Annotated in this window: 17 protein-coding genes; 10 read left to right on the top strand and 7 right to left on the bottom strand. The window is 68.0% G+C overall.

Features of this window, described 5'->3' with window-relative positions:
- The 7 genes from C265_RS00190 to C265_RS00160 all read left to right on the top strand — a co-directional run bounded on the left by C265_RS00190 (position 1) and on the right by C265_RS00160 (position 7,571).
- Complete coding sequence (locus C265_RS00190) at positions 1-927, top strand: polysaccharide deacetylase family protein (protein WP_010810027.1); 927 nt, start codon at positions 1-3, stop codon at positions 925-927.
- Positions 927-1,871: a polysaccharide deacetylase family protein gene (locus C265_RS00185; protein ID WP_010810026.1), complete on the top strand. Its 945-nt coding sequence runs from the start codon at positions 927-929 to the stop codon at positions 1,869-1,871. Before C265_RS00190 ends, C265_RS00185 begins: the two co-directional genes overlap by 1 nt.
- Complete coding sequence (locus C265_RS00180; RefSeq protein ID WP_011615144.1) at positions 1,868-2,827, top strand: hydroxymethylglutaryl-CoA lyase; 960 nt, start codon at positions 1,868-1,870, stop codon at positions 2,825-2,827. The genes C265_RS00185 and C265_RS00180 overlap by 4 nt, the downstream gene beginning before the upstream one ends.
- Positions 2,828-2,843: 16 nt before the next feature.
- Positions 2,844-4,034: a CaiB/BaiF CoA-transferase family protein gene (locus C265_RS00175; RefSeq protein WP_037023301.1), complete on the top strand. Its 1,191-nt coding sequence runs from the start codon at positions 2,844-2,846 to the stop codon at positions 4,032-4,034.
- A complete protein-coding gene (locus C265_RS00170; protein WP_010810023.1) occupies positions 4,031-5,452 on the top strand; it encodes a 3-isopropylmalate dehydratase large subunit in 1,422 nt (473 codons plus the stop codon). The genes C265_RS00175 and C265_RS00170 overlap by 4 nt, the downstream gene beginning before the upstream one ends.
- A 1-nt stretch (position 5,453) precedes the next feature.
- On the top strand, positions 5,454-6,080 hold the full coding sequence (gene leuD / locus C265_RS00165; protein WP_010810022.1) for a 3-isopropylmalate dehydratase small subunit: 627 nt from the start codon (positions 5,454-5,456) through the stop codon (positions 6,078-6,080).
- Positions 6,081-6,398: 318 nt separating this feature from the next.
- Entirely contained in the window at positions 6,399-7,571 is a 1,173-nt protein-coding gene (locus C265_RS00160; protein WP_010810021.1) for a porin, read from the top strand.
- 41 nt (positions 7,572-7,612) lie between these two features.
- On the opposite strand, the gene C265_RS00155 is transcribed toward C265_RS00160, so the two are convergent.
- Both C265_RS00155 and C265_RS00150 read right to left on the bottom strand, forming a co-directional pair.
- A complete protein-coding gene (locus C265_RS00155) occupies positions 7,613-8,134 on the bottom strand; it encodes an O-acetyl-ADP-ribose deacetylase (RefSeq protein WP_010810020.1) in 522 nt (173 codons plus the stop codon).
- A gap of 76 nt (positions 8,135-8,210) precedes the next feature.
- Positions 8,211-9,359 (bottom strand): iron-containing alcohol dehydrogenase, encoded by a 1,149-nt coding sequence (locus C265_RS00150; RefSeq protein WP_010810019.1) that lies wholly within the window; start codon positions 9,357-9,359, stop codon positions 8,211-8,213.
- 335 nt (positions 9,360-9,694) lie between these two features.
- Between C265_RS00150 and C265_RS00145 the strand changes: the two genes are divergently transcribed.
- From C265_RS00145 to C265_RS00135, 3 genes are all read left to right on the top strand, one after another.
- A complete protein-coding gene (locus C265_RS00145) occupies positions 9,695-10,717 on the top strand; it encodes an alpha/beta hydrolase (protein WP_010810018.1) in 1,023 nt (340 codons plus the stop codon).
- Between the two features lie 81 nt (positions 10,718-10,798).
- Positions 10,799-11,782 carry a tripartite tricarboxylate transporter substrate binding protein gene (locus tag C265_RS00140; RefSeq protein WP_010810017.1) on the top strand — a complete coding sequence of 328 codons (984 nt, stop codon included), beginning with the start codon at positions 10,799-10,801 and terminating at the stop codon, positions 11,780-11,782.
- Between the two features lie 116 nt (positions 11,783-11,898).
- Positions 11,899-12,336: a YbgC/FadM family acyl-CoA thioesterase gene (locus tag C265_RS00135; RefSeq protein ID WP_010810016.1), complete on the top strand. Its 438-nt coding sequence runs from the start codon at positions 11,899-11,901 to the stop codon at positions 12,334-12,336.
- 115 nt (positions 12,337-12,451) lie between these two features.
- Here the strand turns inward: C265_RS00135 and denD are convergent, their stop codons facing one another.
- The 5 genes from denD to otnK form a co-directional block, all read right to left on the bottom strand.
- Complete coding sequence (gene denD / locus C265_RS00130) at positions 12,452-13,426, bottom strand: D-erythronate dehydrogenase (protein ID WP_010810015.1); 975 nt, start codon at positions 13,424-13,426, stop codon at positions 12,452-12,454.
- A 38-nt stretch (positions 13,427-13,464) separates the two neighbouring features.
- The gene (gene otnI / locus C265_RS00125) at positions 13,465-14,247 is read right to left on the bottom strand and encodes a 2-oxo-tetronate isomerase (protein WP_010810014.1); all 783 of its coding nucleotides are present in this window, start codon (positions 14,245-14,247) and stop codon (positions 13,465-13,467) included.
- Positions 14,248-14,315: 68 nt separating this feature from the next.
- Positions 14,316-15,689, bottom strand: a complete 1,374-nt coding sequence (locus tag C265_RS00120; RefSeq protein ID WP_010810013.1) for an MFS transporter — start codon at positions 15,687-15,689, stop codon at positions 14,316-14,318.
- A gap of 129 nt (positions 15,690-15,818) precedes the next feature.
- Positions 15,819-16,472: an aldolase gene (locus tag C265_RS00115; protein ID WP_010810012.1), complete on the bottom strand. Its 654-nt coding sequence runs from the start codon at positions 16,470-16,472 to the stop codon at positions 15,819-15,821.
- On the bottom strand, positions 16,472-17,770 hold the full coding sequence (otnK, locus tag C265_RS00110) for a 3-oxo-tetronate kinase (RefSeq protein WP_010810011.1): 1,299 nt from the start codon (positions 17,768-17,770) through the stop codon (positions 16,472-16,474). The genes C265_RS00115 and otnK overlap by 1 nt, the downstream gene beginning before the upstream one ends.
- Between the last annotated feature and the right edge of the window lies 1 nt (position 17,771).

Raw genomic sequence — 17,771 nt, 5'->3', positions numbered from 1 at the left:
ATGCGTGAAAGCCCCGGCTACTACGACTACTGGCCCTACCAGGACCGCCCCAGGATCAGCTGGCCGGGCGGGGCACGGCTGGCCTTCTGGGTCGCGCCCAACATCGAGTTCTATGAACTCGACCCGCCAGGCAATCCGCACCGGCGCGCATGGCCCCATCCGTACCCCGCGGTGCCGGGCTACTCGATCCGCGACTACGGCAACCGCGTCGGCCATCAGCGCCAGATGCGGCTGCTGGACAAGTACGGCATCCGCGGCTCGGTGTCGCTGTCGGCGGCGCTGTGCGTGCATCACCCCGAGATCGTGGCGATGTGCATGGAGCGCGAGTGGGAGTTCTTCTCGCACGGCATCTACAACACGCGCTACACCTACGGCATGTCCGAGGAACAGGAGCGCGAGATGATCCGCGAGTCGATGCAGATCATCGAGGACTGCACCGGCAGCAAGCCGGCCGGCTACCTGGCGCCAGCGCTGTCGCACAGCGAATCGACTCTGGACTTGTTCGCCGAACTGGGCGGCCGCTATACCTGCGACCTGTTCCATGACGACCAGCCCACGCCGGTGCGCGTGCGCGGCGGCCAGCGCTTTATCTCGCTGCCGTACTCGCTGGAGATGAACGACACCATCGCCTACGTGGTGAACAAGGTCGAGCCGCGCCGCTACGGGCAGATGCTGAAGGATTGCTTCGACCGGCTCTATGCGGAAGGGGCCGAGTCCGGCACCGTGATGTGCATCCCGACCCATAACTACCAGGTCAGCTGCCCGCACCGGCTGCGCGCCTTCGAGGAAGCGCTGGAATACATCACTGGCCACGCGGATGTCTGGGTCACCACCGGCCGCGAGATCGCCGATTACTACCTCGAACATTGCTACGACACGGCCGCGGCTGCGATTGCCGCAGCCAACCCGGTGCGGAGGGCGTGCTGATGCCACGCGACCATCAAGCCCCGCAATACCCGCACCGCCGCGCCGGCATGGACCACGACCGCTATGACTGGTCGATGCTGGCAAGCCGCGCGCCGGTGCGCTGGCCAGGCGGCAAGACGCTGGCCCTGTGGGTCAACGTCAGCCTGCAGTTCTTCCCGCTGAACCCGACCGGCAAACCGGTGGCGGTGCCGGGCAACATGACCATGCCGTATCCGGACCTGCGCCACTACACGCTGCGCGACTACGGCAACCGCATCGGCATCCACCGGATGCTGCGCGGCTTCGACCGCTACGGCGTGCGCCCGACCTTTGCCATCAATGCGCGGCTGGCCGAGCTGTATCCGTCGCTGCTCGCCACGGTGAGCGAGCGCGGCGACGAGATCATCGGCCATTCATGGAGCATGGACACCGCACACGCCGGCGGCCTGGATGAAGCCGTCGAGGCGGAAGTCGTCCGGCGTTCGCTGGACCGGCTTCGTACGCTCAGCGGGCAAGACGTCCGCGGCTGGCTCAGCCCCGGCAAGCTGCAGAGCGCCAATACGCCGGAGCTGCTGCGCGCCAACGGCATCGAGTACCTGTGCGACTGGGTCAACGACGACATGCCTTACCCGTTCCGCACGCGCCACGGCAAGTTGTGGGCGATGCCGCTGTCGACCGAGCTGGAGGACCGCTTCGTGCTGATGGAGAACCTGCACCCGGAAGCATCGTGGGCGCGGCAGGTGAAAGACGCCTGCGACCTGCTGCTCGACGAAGCGCGCGAACAGGGCGGGCGCATCCTCGCGCTGTCCGTGCACCCGTGGGTGCTGGGGCAGCCGCACCGGATCCGCTACCTGGAAGCCGCGCTCGAATACGTGATGGCAAGACCTGAAGTCTGGAGCGCGGGCGCGGGCGAGATTCTCGCGGCGTTCGCGGCACAGGATTCCCAACCACAGGAAAACCCATGACAGCAAACATGCAGAACATCGACGTACTGGTCAGCGAAGTCGGCCCGCGCGACGGCCTGCAGATGACCCGGCGCGTGATGGCGACCGCGGCCAAGAAGGCCTGGATCAGCGCGGAAGCCGCCGCCGGCGTGCGCGAGATCGAGGTCGGCTCGTTCGTTCCGGCCACGGTGCTACCGCAGATGGCGGACACGGCCGAGGTGGTGGCGCACGCGCTCGGCATCGGCGGGCTCACGGTGGCGGCACTGGTGCCCAACTACGTGGGCGCCGAGCGCGCCATCGGCGCCGGCGTGCACAAGCTCACCATCCCGGTGTCGGTCAGCGAGACGCACAGCCTGCGCAACGTCAACCGCACCCATGAGCAGATGCTGCGCGAGGTCCGGCGCATTGCTGAACGCATCCGCGCCTTGCCGGCCCATGCGCGGCCGCGCTTCGAGGCGGGGCTGTCGACCGCATTCGGCTGCACGCTGGAAGGCCCGGTCGCCGAGGCGCGCGTGGTCGGGCTGGCCGAAGCGCTGATGGACGCGGGCTGCGACGAAGTCGGCCTGTCCGACACCACCGGCTACGGCAATCCGCGCCAGGTGCGCAGCCTGACGCTGGCGGTATGGCGCGCGATCGGGCAGCAGCACCTGAGCGGCATCCACCTGCACAACACGCGCGGGCAGGGGCTGGCCAATGTGCTGGCGGCGATCGACGTGGGCCTGACCACGGTCGATGCCTCGCTGGGCGGGCTCGGCGGCTGTCCGTTCGCGCCCGGCGCGAGCGGCAATGTGGTGACGGAGGACCTGGTGTTCCTGCTCGAGTCGATGGGGCTGCGCACCGGCATCGACCTGGAGGCGCTGTTCCGCGTGCGCGACATCGTCAGGGCCAACCTGGCGGACGAACCGCTTTACGGGCACACGCCGGAGGCCGGCCTGCCCAAGGGCTTCGTGCCTGCCGTCCTGGCGGCGTGGCAATGATCAGCAGGAGCGACGGATGACAACAATGGAAAGGCCGCTGGTTGGCCTGAAGGTAGTCGAATTCACCCACATGGTGATGGGGCCGGCGATCGGCATGATCCTCGCCGACATGGGCGCGGAGGTGACCAAGGTCGAGCCGCCCGGCGGCGACAACACGCGCCGGCTGGGGGGCTCGGGCGCGGGCTACTTCGCCATGTACAACCGCAACAAGCAGAGCCTGTGCGCGGACCTGAAGTCGGCAGCGGGCAGGGACGCCGTGCGCAGGCTGGTGGACAGCGCCGACGTGGTGATCGAGAACTTCCGTGCCGGGGCGATGGACGAGAACGGCTTCGGCTACGGCGTGCTGGCGGCGCACAACCCCGGCCTGATCTACTGCTCGGCCAAGGGCTTTCTTGCCGGCCCCTACGACCGGCGCGTGGCACTGGACGAAGTCACCCAGATGATGGGCGGGCTGGCCTATATGACGGGCCTGCCGGGCAAGCCGATGCGCGCCGGCGCCTCGGTGATCGACGTCACCGGCGCGATGTTCGGCGTGATCGCCATTCTCGGCGCGCTGCAGGAACGGCACCGGACCGGACGCGGGCAGCATGTGTGCAGCTCGCTGTTCGAGACCACGGCCTTCCTGGTCGGCCAGCACATGGCACAGCAGGCCGTGACGGGCACGCCCGCTCTGCCGATGACGGTGCGCAGTTCGGCGTGGGGGGTCTATGACACCTTCGAGACCATGGAAGGCACCCCGGTCTTTGTCGGCATCGTCAGCGACACGCAGTGGCGCAAGTTCTGCGAGGCGTTTGCACTGGCCGACTTCATCGGCGACCCCACCCTGGACCGCAACGACGGACGCGTGCGGCAGCGGCCGCGCGTGCTGGGCGCGCTGGCGCCGATGTTCCGCAGCTTCGGCAAGCAGGAACTGATGGCGAAGCTGGAAGCGTGTGGCCTGCCGTTCGCGCCGATTTCCCGGCCCGAAGACCTGTTCGACGATCCGCACCTGAACGCGGGCGGCGGGCTGGTGCCGGTGACGCTGCCCTCGGGCCAGCAGGTGCAGCTGCCGGCGCTGCCGATTGCGATGGACGGGCGGCGCTTCGACGTCTACCGCGACTTGCCGCGCGCCGGCGAGCATTCGCGCACGGCACTGCTGGCCGCGGGCATGAGCGGCGACGCCATCGACACGCTGGAGAGTGAGCGCGCGATCGGAGCGCAGCGATGAGCGCCATGTCCCAGGGCCGGACCCTGTTCGACAAGATTTGGCAGGTGCATGCCATTGCCGAACTGGACGGCGCCAGCCTGCTGCATATAGACCGCGTCTTCCTGCACGAGCGCACTGGCAGCATCGCGCTGAGCTCGCTGCGCGCGGCCGGGCGGCGCGTGCGCGCGCCGGCGCTGGCGTTCTGCACCATGGACCATATCGTCGATACGCGGCCCGGGCGCAACGACAGCACGCTGATGCCGGGCGGCGAGGCCTTTATCACCAGCACGCGCGACAGCGCCAGGCGCGAGGCCATCCGGCTGTTCGATATCGGCGATCCCGGCCAGGGCATCGTCCATGTGGTGTCGCCGGAACAGGGCATTGCCTTGCCCGGCACCACCGTGGTCTGTCCCGACAGCCATACCTGCACGCAGGGCGGCCTGGGCGCGCTGGCCTGGGGCATCGGCTCGTCCGAGGCGGAACATGCGCTGGCGACGCAGACGCTGCGCGTGACGCGGCCGCGCACCATGCGGGTGTCGTTCGACGGCGCACTGCCAGCGGGCGTCGGCGCCAAGGACCTGATGCTGTGGCTGATCGCACGCTACTCGGCGGCGGGCGCCGGCGGCCATATGCTCGAATTCGGCGGCAGCGCGGTGCGCAGCCTGCCGGTCGAGGCGCGCCTGACGCTGTGCAACCTGGCGGTGGAGTTCTCGGCGTTCTCGGGCATTGTCGCGCCCGACGACACGGTCTTCGAATACCTCGCCGGCCGGCCGTATGCGCCCGCCGGTGCGCAGTGGGAACCAGCGCTGTCGCACTGGCGCAGCCTGTACAGCGACGCCGACGCCGTGTTCGACCGCGAGCTGTCGGTGGATTGCAGGCGGCTGGCGCCGATGGTGACCTGGGGCACCAGCCCGCAGCACGGCGTGGCCGTCGACGGCGCCGTGCCCGACCCCGCCATGGCGATCGATGCCGATACGCGCCAGGCCATGGAGCGCGCACTGTCCTACATGGACCTGCGTCCCGGGCAGCGGATGGCGGACATCGCCATCGATGCCGCATTTATCGGCTCCTGCACCAACGGCCGGCTGTCGGACCTGCGCAGCGCGGCCGGTGTGCTGGCCGGGCGCAAGGTGGCGCCCGGCGTGACGGCCATCTGCGTGCCGGGTTCCAGCGCCGTCAAGCGCGCCGCCGAGGCCGAAGGGCTGGATCGCGTGTTCCGTGAAGCGGGATTCGAGTGGCGTGAATCGGGTTGCTCGATGTGCTTCTACGCCGGCGGCGAAAGCTTCGGCCACCGGCAGCGCGTGATCAGCAGCACCAACCGCAATTTTGAAAGCCGCCAGGGCCCGCAGACCCGCACCCACCTTGCCAGCCCGGCCACGGTGGCGGCATCGGCCGTGCTGGGGCGCATCGCCGACCCGCGCCGGCCGCCAGGAGCCTGAGATGGAGCCGTTTACCATGCATCGCGGCGTGGCCGCGCCGCTGCTGCGCATCAACATCGACACCGACGCCATCATCCCGTCGCGGGAAATGAAGCGCGTCTCCAGGCACGGGCTGGCCGAGGGCCTGTTCGCCGGCTGGCGCTACCTGGCGGGGACGGACCGCAGCCCCGATCCCTTGTTCGTGCTGAACCAGCCGGAGTACACCGGGGCGTCGATCCTGCTGGCCGGAAGCAATTTTGGCTGCGGCTCCTCGCGCGAGCATGCGGTGTGGGCGCTGAAGGAGTTCGGCATCCGCGCCATCGTTGCGCCCGGCTTCGGTGCCATCTTCCACAACAACTGCGTGCGCAACGGCCTGCTTCCGGTGGTGCTGCCGATGGCAACGGTGCAGGCACTCGCCGACGACTGCGCCGCAGCGCCGGCCACGCGGCAGGTGACGGTCGACCTCCGGCAGCTGGAAGTGGTGTCGCCAGCGGGCGCGCGGTACGGCTTCACGCTGGGCAGCGAGCAGCGGCAGATGCTGCTTGAAGGGCTGGACCCGATCGCGCTGACGCTGAAGCTGGCGTCAAGCATCGACGCGTTCCAGGGCGCGGACCGGTTGCGCCGGCCCTGGATCCATTTCGATGGCTAAGGCGCAGCGGCTGTCGGGCGGGACGGCCTGACGCGCATTCCTGCCTGCGTCTCGTCGTTTTCAAAACGCGCGGCGGTTCTTGGTTCTGATTTTTCCAGGGGTGGATGTTCGGCTTTGCGCCAGCGGCGCAAAGCCGTGCTCACGGCGTGAGCGGCTTTGTCACGCCCATCGCCAGCGAAACGCGGGCGGAATCCCTCAGCAGGTGTCGTTGCAGTGGTTTTCGAAGGCAGTTCCGGGAGGGCCCGCACCCAGTCGGCGCATATGCGAGGGACGCGAATCAACAGGTGCGGCAACAAATTCATAGACGGAGGAAACAGAATGAAAAAGCAGCTTGCAGGTTTTGCATTGATCGGCGGATTCGCGCAGATGGCTTGCGCACAGGGCAGCGTGACCCTCTATGGCGTCGTCGATGAAGGCCTGACCTACAACAACAACGCCGGTGGCCATCACCAGTTTGGCCTGGTCAGCGGCGTGATCCAGGCCAGCCGCTTCGGCCTGCGCGGCAGTGAGGACCTGGGCGGTGGCATGAAGGCGCTGTTCGTGCTGGAAAACGGATTCGACGCCAGCAGCGGCAAGCTGGGGCAGGGCGGCCTGATATTCGGGCGCCAGGCGTACGTCGGCCTGTCCGGCAACTACGGCACGGTGACCATGGGCCGCCAGTACGACTCGGTGGTGGATTTTGTCGGTCCGCTCAACATCGGCGCGCAATGGGGCGGCTTCTACAACGCCCACCCCGGCGATATCGACAACCTGAACAACTCCGCCCGGGTCAACAACGCCATCAAGTTCCGCAGCCAGAACTACGGCGGCCTGAGTTTTGGCGGGGTCTACAGCCTGGGCGGCGTGGCGGGCAGCCCGGCGCGCAACCAGATCTGGTCGCTGGGCGCAGGCTATGGCAGCGGGCCGTTGCTGCTCGGCATCGGCTACCTGAACGTCAGGAACCCCAATACCTCGTTCTACGGCACCGGTGTCACGGCCAACACCACCGGCTCGGCACCGTTGAACACGCTGACCAATATCGGCTCGCCGGTGCAGTCGGGCTACACGTCGGCGCGCTCGCAGGAAGTCTTTGCCGCGGGCGCGGCGTACAGCTTCGGCGCGGCCACGGTCGGGACCACATACTCCAACACGCGCTTCAAGGACCTGGGAGACCTGTCGTCCGGCCCGAATCCGTTCGGCTATCGCGGCACCGCGACCTTCAACAATGTGGAAGTCAGCTTCAAGTACCAGGTGACGCCGGCATTGCTGATGGGCGTGGCCGCGGACTATGCCAGGGGCAGTGGCATCAATGACGCCAGCTACCGGCAGTTCGTGCTGGGGGCGGACTACAGCCTGTCCAGGCGCACCGATGTCTACGCGATGGCGATCTACCAGAAGGCCTCGGGAATCGATTCCACCGGCAAGCGCGCGGTGGCCGCGATCAACGGCGTGCGTCCGTCGGCCGATGACAGCCAGGCGGTGTTGCGCGTGGGCCTGCGCCACAAGTTCTGACGCAGGCGGTGGAGTTCGCGGGGCATGCCCCGCGATCCGTCTCAGGACAAGCGCTCGCGGTACAGGCGGTAGTTCTCGTCGTCGAAGCAGACGAAGGTGACCTGCTCGATCTCCGGCGCCGCGGCCAGCGCCTCGCGCACCGCGGCGATGGCGATATCCGCCGCGCGCTCGCGCGGGAAGGCGTAGATGCCGGTGCTGATATTGGGAAAGGCCAGCCTGCGCAGGTGGTGCTGCGCCGCCAGCCGGATGCTGTTGCGGTAGGCGTTGGCGAGCAGTTCGTCCTCGCCCTGGTCGCCGCCTTGCCAGACCGGCCCGACCGCGTGGATCACGTATGGCGCCGGCAGGTGGCCGCCGGTAGTGATCACCGCCTCGCCGGTGGGGCAGCCGCCCTGCGTGTCGCGGATCGCGCGGCAGGCCTCCTTGATCGCGGAGCCGCCTGCCCCGTGGATGGCCCCGTCGACGCCGCCGCCGCCCAACAGGCCGCTATTGGCCGCGTTGACGATGGCATCGACTTCCATCCGGGTGATATCGCCATGGACTACCTGCAAGTGCTCGCCGCTCATGTTGTCTCCTGCGCTGTGGAGGGAGGGCCGCCGGACAGCCGCTTGGTCGGTCTGACCGGCGGGAAGCCGCTGTGTGCTACATGGACTGCTCAAGCATACGCCGATAATCCGCGGCGCTGGCTTCTTTCGGGTTGGTCTTGTGGCAATGGTCGACCAGCGCACCGGCAATCACCTTGTCGAACATGTCCTCGGTGACACCCATCTGACGCAGCCCGGTGGGCAGGCCCAGGCGCACGGTCATGTCGTGCACGGCCTGCGCGATATCGGCGCCGTCGGGCAGGTGCATGGCGCGGCGCAGGCGTGCGTAGCGGTCGTCGCGCACCACCGTGGGCGCATCGGCGTTGAAGCGCAGCACCGCCGGCATCACCACCGCGTTGAGCGTGCCGTGGTGCAGGCCGGTGCGGCCGTCGATCTTCAGCCCGCCCAGCGGGTGCGACAGCGAATGCACGCAGCCCAGCCCCTTCTGGAACGCCATTGCGCCCTGCATCGACGCGCTCATCATGTTCAGGCGTGCGTCGCGGTCCTGGCCGTCGCGGGTGGCGCGTTCGATATGGCCCCAGCCGCGCTCCAGCCCGTCCAGCGCAATGCCGTCCGCGGGCGGGTTGAAGGCGGGGGCCAGGAAGGTCTCGATGCAGTGCGCGATCGCATCCATGCCGGTGGCCGCGGTCAGCCCGGCCGGCAGCCCCAGCGTCAGTTCCGGGTCGCAGACGGCGGACTTGGGCAGCAAATGCCAGGAATGGAAGCCCAGCTTGCGGCCGTCGTCCAGGATGATGATGGCGCCGCGCGCCACCTCGCTGCCGGTGCCCGAGGTGGTGGGCACCGCGATCAGCGGCGCCGCCTTGTCGGTGATCCTGGCGCTGCCGCCTTCGATGGTGGCATAAGTGGTCAGCTCGCCCTCATGCGTGGCCAGGATGGCGATGCCCTTGGCGAGGTCGATCGACGAGCCGCCGCCCACTGCCACCAGCCCGTCGCAGCCGGCTTCGCGGTATTGTGCGGCGGCCTTGCGCACCATGGCCTCGGTCGGGTTCGACGGGGTTTCATCGAATACCGCAACCTGCAGGCCCTGCATTGCATCGATGGCACGCTGCGCCACTCCCGCGGCGACCACGCCCTTGTCGGTCACCAGCAACGGGCGGCGGATGCCGATGCGCTCGCATTCGGACTTGAGCAGGCTTACCGCGCCGAAATCCAGGTGGATGTGGGTCAGATAGTAGATAAACGCCATGTTTGCTTGTCTCCTGCCGGGATCTGCCGCCAAATTGTCTTTTGCACGGGCCTGGAGCGGATGCTCGCCAGGCCCGCTGTCTTGGGTTTCAATGGACCTGCACTACTGCGTTTCCGGAGCCCTCGGGACCGCTTCAGCCGATCATCGCGCAAAAACTTGCCGCGTGGCAGGCTGACAGCGACTTTTCGGGGTTATCTCGTACTGCCGGGCACCTGCAACATCTGGCATCATACTAAAATCGAACGATCGTTCACAATTCGAACTTGTCCCGATGCGGGCGACGCGCAGAACTTCTGCACGCCGCTGGCACCGGCTCCGGATCCGCGTCATTCCCTATGTCCGCCGCACCGTCTTCCAGCCCTGATGCGCCCGCCACGCCCGGCCTGCCGTCCAGCCCGCTCGACCCGCAGGTGGCCGCGCTGCTGGAGCTGATCGCGCGCGCCAAGCGGCCGCCGATCCACGCGATGGAGCCCGAGGACGCCAAGATCGCCTACGAGAAAAGCGCGCCGATCCTCGATATCAACCCGCCGCCCGTGCATATGGCGGAAGACCTGCTGGCGCCGGCGCGCGACGGCCACGCCATCCCGCTCAGGCTGTACACCCCGCGCGAGGCCAGCTGGACCGAGCCGCTGCCCTTGCTGGTGTATTTCCATGGCGGCGGCTTCACGGTCGGCAGCGTCGATTCGCACGATCCGCTGTGCCGGCTGCTGTGTGGCCAGGCGGACTGCATGGTGCTGTCGGTGGACTACCGGCTCGGGCCGCAATGGCGTTTCCCGACGGCGGCCAACGACGCCTTCGATGTGCTGCACTGGGTCTTCGCCGAAGCCGGCCGGCTCGGTGCCGACCCGGCGCGCATCGCCGTGGGTGGCGACAGCGCCGGCGGCACGCTGGCCGCGGCGTGTGCCGTGGAGGCCCGCAATGCGGGCCTGGCGCCCGTGCTGCAGTTGCTGATCTATCCCGGCACCTGTGCACGCCAGGACACGCCGTCGCACCGCGCGCTGGCCGATGGCTACCTGCTGACGGCGGACATGATCCGCTGGTTCTTTGCCCAGTACCTGGACCAGGAAGCCAGCCGCGACGACTGGCGTTTCGCCCCGCTGGATGGCGGCGGCGCCGGCGCCGAGGTGCGCGGCACATGCCCGGCCTGGATCGCCGTGGCCGGCTACGATCCGCTGCATGACGAGGGTGTGGCCTACGCGGAGAAGCTGCGCGCCGCCGGCGTGGCCGCCACGCTGGCGGACTACCCCGGCATGATCCATGATTTCTTCAAGCTGGGCCGGTTCGTGCCGGCGGTGGCGCAGGCACATGCCGAGGCCGTTGCCGCGCTGCGCGCCGCGTTCGGCACACCGCACAACTAGACCAGCAGCCACGGTCAGGGCCGCACCGGCCCCGGCCTTCCATTTTCAGCAGTGACTTGCAGCACAAGGAGACATAGTCAAATGCAACGCCGCCACTTCATCGCCCGCGCGGGCATCGCCGCCGCCACCGCGGCACTGGGCCTTGCCGCCACGCCCGCCCAGGCACAGGCCGACAAGTTCCCGCAGCGCCCGATCCGCCTGGTGATCGGCTACACCGCCGGCGGCTCCACGGATATCCCGTTCCGCGTGCTCGCCGACAACGCCTCCAAGATCCTGGGCCAGCCCGTGATCGTCGAGAACAAGCCCGGCGCGGGTGGCGTGCTGCCCGCGCAGATGATGCAGTCCACCGCGCCGGACGGCTACACGCTGGCCCAGGTCGCCATGCCGGTCTACCGCCTGCCGTACACCACCAAGATCAACTGGGACCCGGTCAAGGACCTGAACTACATCATCAACCTCGCCGGCTATTCGTTCGGCCTGGTGGTGCCGGCCGATTCGCCGATCAAGACGATGCAGGAGTACATTGCCTACGCCAAGGCCAATCCGGGCAAGCTGACCTACGGTTCGCCGGGCTCGATGACCACGCTGCACCTGACCATGGAAGAGCTGGCGATGAAGCAGGGCGTGCAGTTCTCGCACATCCCCTACAAGGGCAATTCCGAGTCGATGCAGGCGCTGCTGGGCGGCCACGTGATGTCGGTGGCCGACACGCCGGCATGGGCACCGTACGTTGAGCAGGGCAAGCTGCGCCTGCTGTCGACCTGGGGCGAGAAGCGCTCGGCGCGCTTCCCCAACGTGCCGACGCTGAAGGAACTGGGCATCGGCATCGTGCAGACCTCGCCGTTCGGCCTGGTCGCGCCCAAGGGCACCGATCCGAAGATCGTGCAGAAGCTGCATGACGCCTTCAAGAAGGCCATGGACATGCCCAACTACCGCGAATCGCTGGCCAAGTTCGACATGGAGCCGTACTACATGAACAGCCAGCAATACGCGCAGTTTGCGGCCGAGACCGTCAAGAAGGAAAAGGCGATCATCGAGAAGCTGGGGCTGGCCAAGGCACAGTAAGCGCAATCAGCCTGCCGCCGCCATCATCGATCCAGGCCGCCGCGCCTGCCGGTCCTGTCCGGCGGGCCGGCGGCCTGGTGCTTTGACAAGCCACGACAAACAAGGAGACCAGGCCGATGGCCAAAGAGGATTTTCGCCACAGCATCCCGCTGCGCGTGCGCTGGGCCGAAGTCGATCCGCAGTCGATCGTCTTCAACGCGCACTACCTGACGTACTGCGATATCTGCGTGACCGAGTACTGGCGCGCGCTGGGCATCCGCTATCCGGAAGATGTGCTGCACGCGCATGGCGTGGACATCTTCGTGGTCAAGTCCACGCTGGAATACCACGCCTCGGCGCGCTTTGACGACGAGCTGGAAATCCGCGGCCGCATGTCGCGCCTGGGGCGCTCGAGCATGCTGTTCCGGGTGGAGATGTTCCGCGGCGACGAACACCTGATTACCGGTGAGATCGTCTATGTGTGCGCGGACCCGGCCACGCAGAAATCGGCGGCGATTCCGGGGCCGGTGCGGGAGATTATCGAGGGGTATGAGGTGGTGAAGCCGGCGGGGTGATTCCGTGCCGACGAGTCTTCAAATCCCGCTTGTTTGCTCCCCTCTCCCGCTAGCGGGAGAGGGGAGCGGCTCTCAGCAAATATTAGGGCCGTCGCAGCAGGGAGGCGAGATTCGCTTACTTGGCCAGCCCCGCATCTTCCATATAGGCGCGAATCACCTCATCAAAGCTCGCGTCGCTCTGGAACCCCAGCGCCAGCGCACGCTCCGCGTTCCACGCCGCCGGCCAGGTGCCGACGATGTTCTCCACGCGCGCTTCGCGCTCCCACGTCACGCGGTCCGCCACGGCATTGCCCGCCACGCGGCGCAGGGCTTCGATCATGCCGGCAGCCGTGACCGACAACCCCGGCAAGTTCACCACGCGGCGGTTGCCCAGCCGTTCGCCGGCCAGTTCGATGCCATTGACCAGTGCCGCGACGGCCGCTCGCGGCGACAGCAGCCACAGCGGCGTTTCCGGTGCCACCGGGCAGTTGGCAGCAACACCAGACAGCGGCTCACGGATGATGCCGCTGGCGAACGACGAGGCCGCCGCATTGGGTTTGCCGGGGCGCACGCTGATGGTCGGCAGGCGCAGCACGCGGCCGTCGACAAAGCCGCGGCGGCTGTAGTCCGACAGCAGCAGCTCGCCGATGGCCTTCTGCACGCCGTATGACGATTGCGGGTTCAGCGCGGTATCGTCCTGCACCACCGGCGGCAACTGGCCCCCGTAGACCGCGACCGAGCTGGTGAACAGCACGCGCGGCTGGTGGCCCAGCTCGCGGCAGGTTTCCAGCAGCGCGCGCGAGGCGTCCAGGTTGACGCGCATGCCCAGGTCGAAGTCGGCCTCGGCCTGGCCGCTGACCACGGCCGCCAGGTGGAACACGGCGCCAGTGTTGGTGTCGATGGCCTGGCGCAGCACGGCCGGGTCGGACAGGTCGCCGGTGACCACGCGCACGCGCGCATCGTCCAGGCCTTGCGGCGCCACCACGTCCAGCAGCGTCAGGCGCTTGATGGCCACGGGCCGGCCGTCCAGGTTCAGGGTGCCGCGTTGCAGCAGCAGGCGGGCGAGTTGCAGGCCGAGGAAGCCGGCGCCGCCGGTAATCAGTACGTTCATGGCAGGATGGGAGCGGTTGTTCTTGGGGTTGGTCGCGATCAGCGGCCCAGGTAGGGCTTGAGCCAGCCCAGGCCGGCCGAGGTGCCGGCGCGCGGGCGGTATTCGCAGCCGATCCAGCCGTCGTAGCCGAGCGTGTCCATGACCTCGAACAGGTAGGGATAGTTCAGCTCGCCCACGTCCGGCTCATGGCGCTCGGGCACGCCGGCGATCTGGATATGGCCGATGCCCGCGATGTCGCGCTTGAGCTTCATCGCGACATCGCCTTCGACGATCTGGCAGTGGTAGCAGTCGAACTGCACCTTCAGGTTGGCCGCGCCGACTTCCTTGCAGATAGCCTGGCCGTCGTCCTGGCGGTTCAGGAAATAGCCCGGCATGTCGCGCGTGTTGATCGGCTCGATCAGCACGGTCACGCCCTGGGCGGCGGCAGCGTTGGCAGCAAAGGCGAGGTTCTCGAGGTATGTGGCGCGGCAGCGCGCGCGGTCGGCATCGGCAGGGATCAGGCCCGCCATCACGTGGATGCGGTCATTGCCGATCACGCCGGCGTATTCCAGCGCGCGGCCGATGGTGCCGCGGAAATCCGCCTCGCGCCCGGGCAGGGCGGCCAGGCCGCGTTCGCCTGCTGCCCAGTCGCCCGGCGCCGCGTTGAACAGTGCCTGTGTGAGGCCGTTCGCGTCCAGGCGCGCGCGCAGCTCGGCGGCGGCGTGCTCGTATGGGAACAGGAACTCCACCGCCCGGAAGCCGTCGGCCGCGGCTGCGGCAAAGCGGTCCAGGAAGGCGTGCTCGTTGTACATCATCGAGAGGTTTGCGGCGAAGCGCGGCATTCGGAACTCCAAAGCGGTGGTACGGATCCGGCCCGATCGAGACTACGTCGAAAGCGGGCCGGCCAGGATCAGCGGTTGACCAGTTTAGCGGGCGTCAGCCACACCAGCACGGCGCCGACGACCAGGATCGCGGACAGCACGTACATGGGCAGCTGCGTACTTTGTGTCATGTCCTTCAGCGCGCCGACCATGTACGGCGACACGAAACCGGCCAGGTTGCCCACCGAATTCACCACGGCAATACCGGAAGCGGCGGCAATGCCCGACAGGAACGAGGTCGGCAGCGACCAGAACAGCGGCGCGCAGGTCAGCACCCCGGCGGCGGCCAGCGACAGCGCGGCGATGGCCACCGTTGTATTGTTGGTGAACGAGGCCGCAATGGCAAAGCCCGTGGCACCCATCAGCGCCGGCACGATCAGGTGCCAGCGGCGCTCGCGGCGTGCGTCGGCGCTGTGGCCCAGGATGTTCATGACGATCACGGCGCAGATGAACGGGATCGCCGACAGCAGGCCGATGTTCAGGTTGCCGGTCACGCCGCTGGCCTTCACCAGCGTCGGCATCCAGAAGGTCAGCGCGTACTGGCCGGTGACGAAGCAGAAGTAGATCAGGCACATCCACCACACGCGGCGGTCGGAGAACACCGCGCCCAGCGAGTGGCCGTGGGCCTTGCCGGCGGCGCTGGCGGCGTTATGGGCGCCGCGCTGGTCTTCCTCGATATTGCGCTTGAGCACGCGCTTTTCATCGGCGTCGAGCCACGGCGCCTTGTCGATGCCGTCGCGCAGCACGAACACCGTCACCACGCCGATCACAAGCGCGGGCAGGGCCTCGAGCAGGAACATCCATTGCCAGCCGCGCATGCCGTGCGTGCCGTTGAACGCGTCCATGATCCAGCCCGACAGCGGATTGCCGAACATGCCCGCGATGGGGATGCCCGACATGAACAGCGCGATCATCTTGCCGCGGCGGTTGGCCGGGAACCAGTAGGTCAGGTACAGGATCACGCCGGGATAGAAACCCGCTTCGGCGAGGCCGAGCAGGAAGCGCATCACGTAGAACTGGGTCGGCGTCTTCACGAACAGGAACAGCGCCGAGATGATGCCCCACGTGATCATGATGCGCGCGATCCAGATGCGCGCGCCGATACGATGCATCAGCAGGTTGCTGGGCACCTCGAACAGGAAGTAGCCGATAAAGAACAGGCCGGCGCCGAGGCCGAACACGGTTTCGGAGAAGGCCAGGTCCTGGCCCATCTGCAGCTTGGCGAAGCCGACATTGACGCGGTCCAGGTAGGCGACCACGTAGCACAGCATCAGGAACGGCATGACGCGCCAGAACACCTTGCTGTAGGCGCGTTTTTCGATCTGGGCTTCGGTGTCCAGCCGGGCGTTGCCGCCCAGGCTGTCAAGGGCGGGCACGCTTGCCGCCGGTTGGTTTGGATTCACGGTGGTCTCCGGGTATGGTGGTGGGTCTAATGCGGCGGCGCGCGGACTGCAGGCATGCGCGTCCCCCGCACGGTGGCCGCAAGGCAACCGCGCCGGGTGAAGCCGTCGTTTATCGGGGAAAAGCGGTTGTTACCAGCGCGCCTGGAAGGCGTCGCGCAGCTCAGTCAGTGCGCCGTCGGGCAGCGCAGCGCGGGCGGCGAAGCCCGGCGTGTCTTTCATCGTCATCCATAGCTTGGCGGTTTCCTCCAGTTCTTCCAGCGCGAACGCGGCGCGCGAGACGCTGGATTCCCACACTACCGGACCAAGGCGCTCCAGCAGCACGCCACGCACCTGCGCGGCCAGCGTGGCCACGCGCGCGGCCACGGCCGGATCGCCGGGGCGATGGTAGGGAATCAGCGGGATATGGCCGACCTTCATCACGTAGTAGGGCGTGAGCGGCGGCAGTACGTCGTCCGGTTGCCAGACACCGGCCAGCGTCAGGGCCACGAGGTGCGTCGAGTGCGTATGCACCACGGCGTGCGCCTCGCGGTTGTTGTCGTAGATCGCGCGATGCAGCATCAGCGTCTTGGACGGCTTGTCGCCGGAGACCCAGCTGCCATCGGTGGCCACCTTGGCGACCGCGGCCGGGTCCATCATCCCCAGGCAGGCATCGGTCGGCGTGATCAGCCAGCCGTCGTCCAGCCGCGCGCTGATATTGCCGGCCGAGCCCACGGTATAGCCGCGCTGGTACAGGCTGGCGCCGATGCGGCAGATCTCTTCGCGCAGCTTGCTTTCGGTGCTCATCAGTGACCTCCAAGCTGGCGCAGCGCTTCGTCAAAGAAATCCGGGCCGCCGAAGTTGCCCGACTTGAGCGCCAGTGCCAGCGGCTTGGCATCCAGCGTGACGGTGGCCGGCACGCCCGGTGCAATCTGCGCGCCGATACGCAAGGCGCGCACGCCCAGCGCCTGCACCACCGCGCCGGAGGTTTCGCCGCCGGCCACGACGAAGCGGCGCGTGCCGCGTGCCAGCAGCCCGGCGGCAACCGTGGCCAGGCACTGTTCGACCAGGTGTCCGGCGCGCTCGACGCCCAGTTCGGCCTGCACGGCCTTGACTTCGTCGGGGCTGGAGGTGGCGTAGATCAGCACCGGTTCGCCATGACCGTCGGCAAAGGCCAGCGCCGCGTCGGCAACGGCTTCGCCGCGTGCCAGCGCGAGCGGGTCGATGCGCAGCGCCGGGCGGCCTTGCTCCAGCCAGCGTGCTACCTGGCCATTGGTCGCGCGCGAGGCGCTGCCGGCCAGCACCACGCCCGGGCCGTCGATGGCCGGCACCGAGGCCGCGTCACCGCGCTGCGGTAGCAGGCCGGCGCGGCGGAAATTCTCGGGCAGTCCCAGCGCGATGCCGGAGCCGCCGGTGATCAGCGGCAGGTTGGCGCAGGCCTCGCCCAGCGTGAACAGGTCCGCGTCGGACACCGCATCGGCAATCGCCATGCGCACGCCGTCGCTGCGCAGCGCAGCGATGCGCTCGGCGGTGGCATGCGCGCCGCGCGCAACCGCGTCGTAGCGCAGCAGCCCGACCTTGTTCTTGCTCTGGCGCTGCAGTACGCGCACCAGGCTGGCATCGGTCATCGGCGTCAGCGGATGGTGCTCCATGCCCGATTCATTGAGCAGCGCATCGCCCACGAACAGGTGGCCGCGAAAGATGGTGCGGCCGTTTTCGGGGAAGGCCGGGCAGGCGATGGTGAAGTCGCTGTCCAGTGCCGCCAGCAGCGCCTCGGCCACCGGGCCGATATTGCCGGCATCGGTCGAGTCGAAGGTGGAGCAGTACTTGAATACGAACTGGCGGCAGCCCTGCGCGCGCAGCCATTGCAGCGCGGCCAGCGACTGGGCCACGGCCTCGACGGCCGGGATGGTGCGGGACTTGAGCGCCACCACCAGCGCATCGGCTTCGCCAATGTCCTGCACGGCGCCCACGTCGGGCAGGCCGATGGTCTGCACGGTGCGCATGCCATTGCGCACCAGCGTGTTGGCGAGGTCGGTGGCGCCGGTGAAATCGTCGGCGATGCAGCCCAACAGCGGGCGATGGGCGAGGGTGCCTGCGGTCATC

The organism is Cupriavidus sp. GA3-3 (assembly GCF_000389805.1).
Taxonomy (GTDB): Bacteria; Pseudomonadota; Gammaproteobacteria; order Burkholderiales; family Burkholderiaceae; genus Cupriavidus; species Cupriavidus necator_D.
Note: the sequence above shows the minus strand (reverse complement) of the source record. Positions and strands in the feature narration are given on the sequence as shown.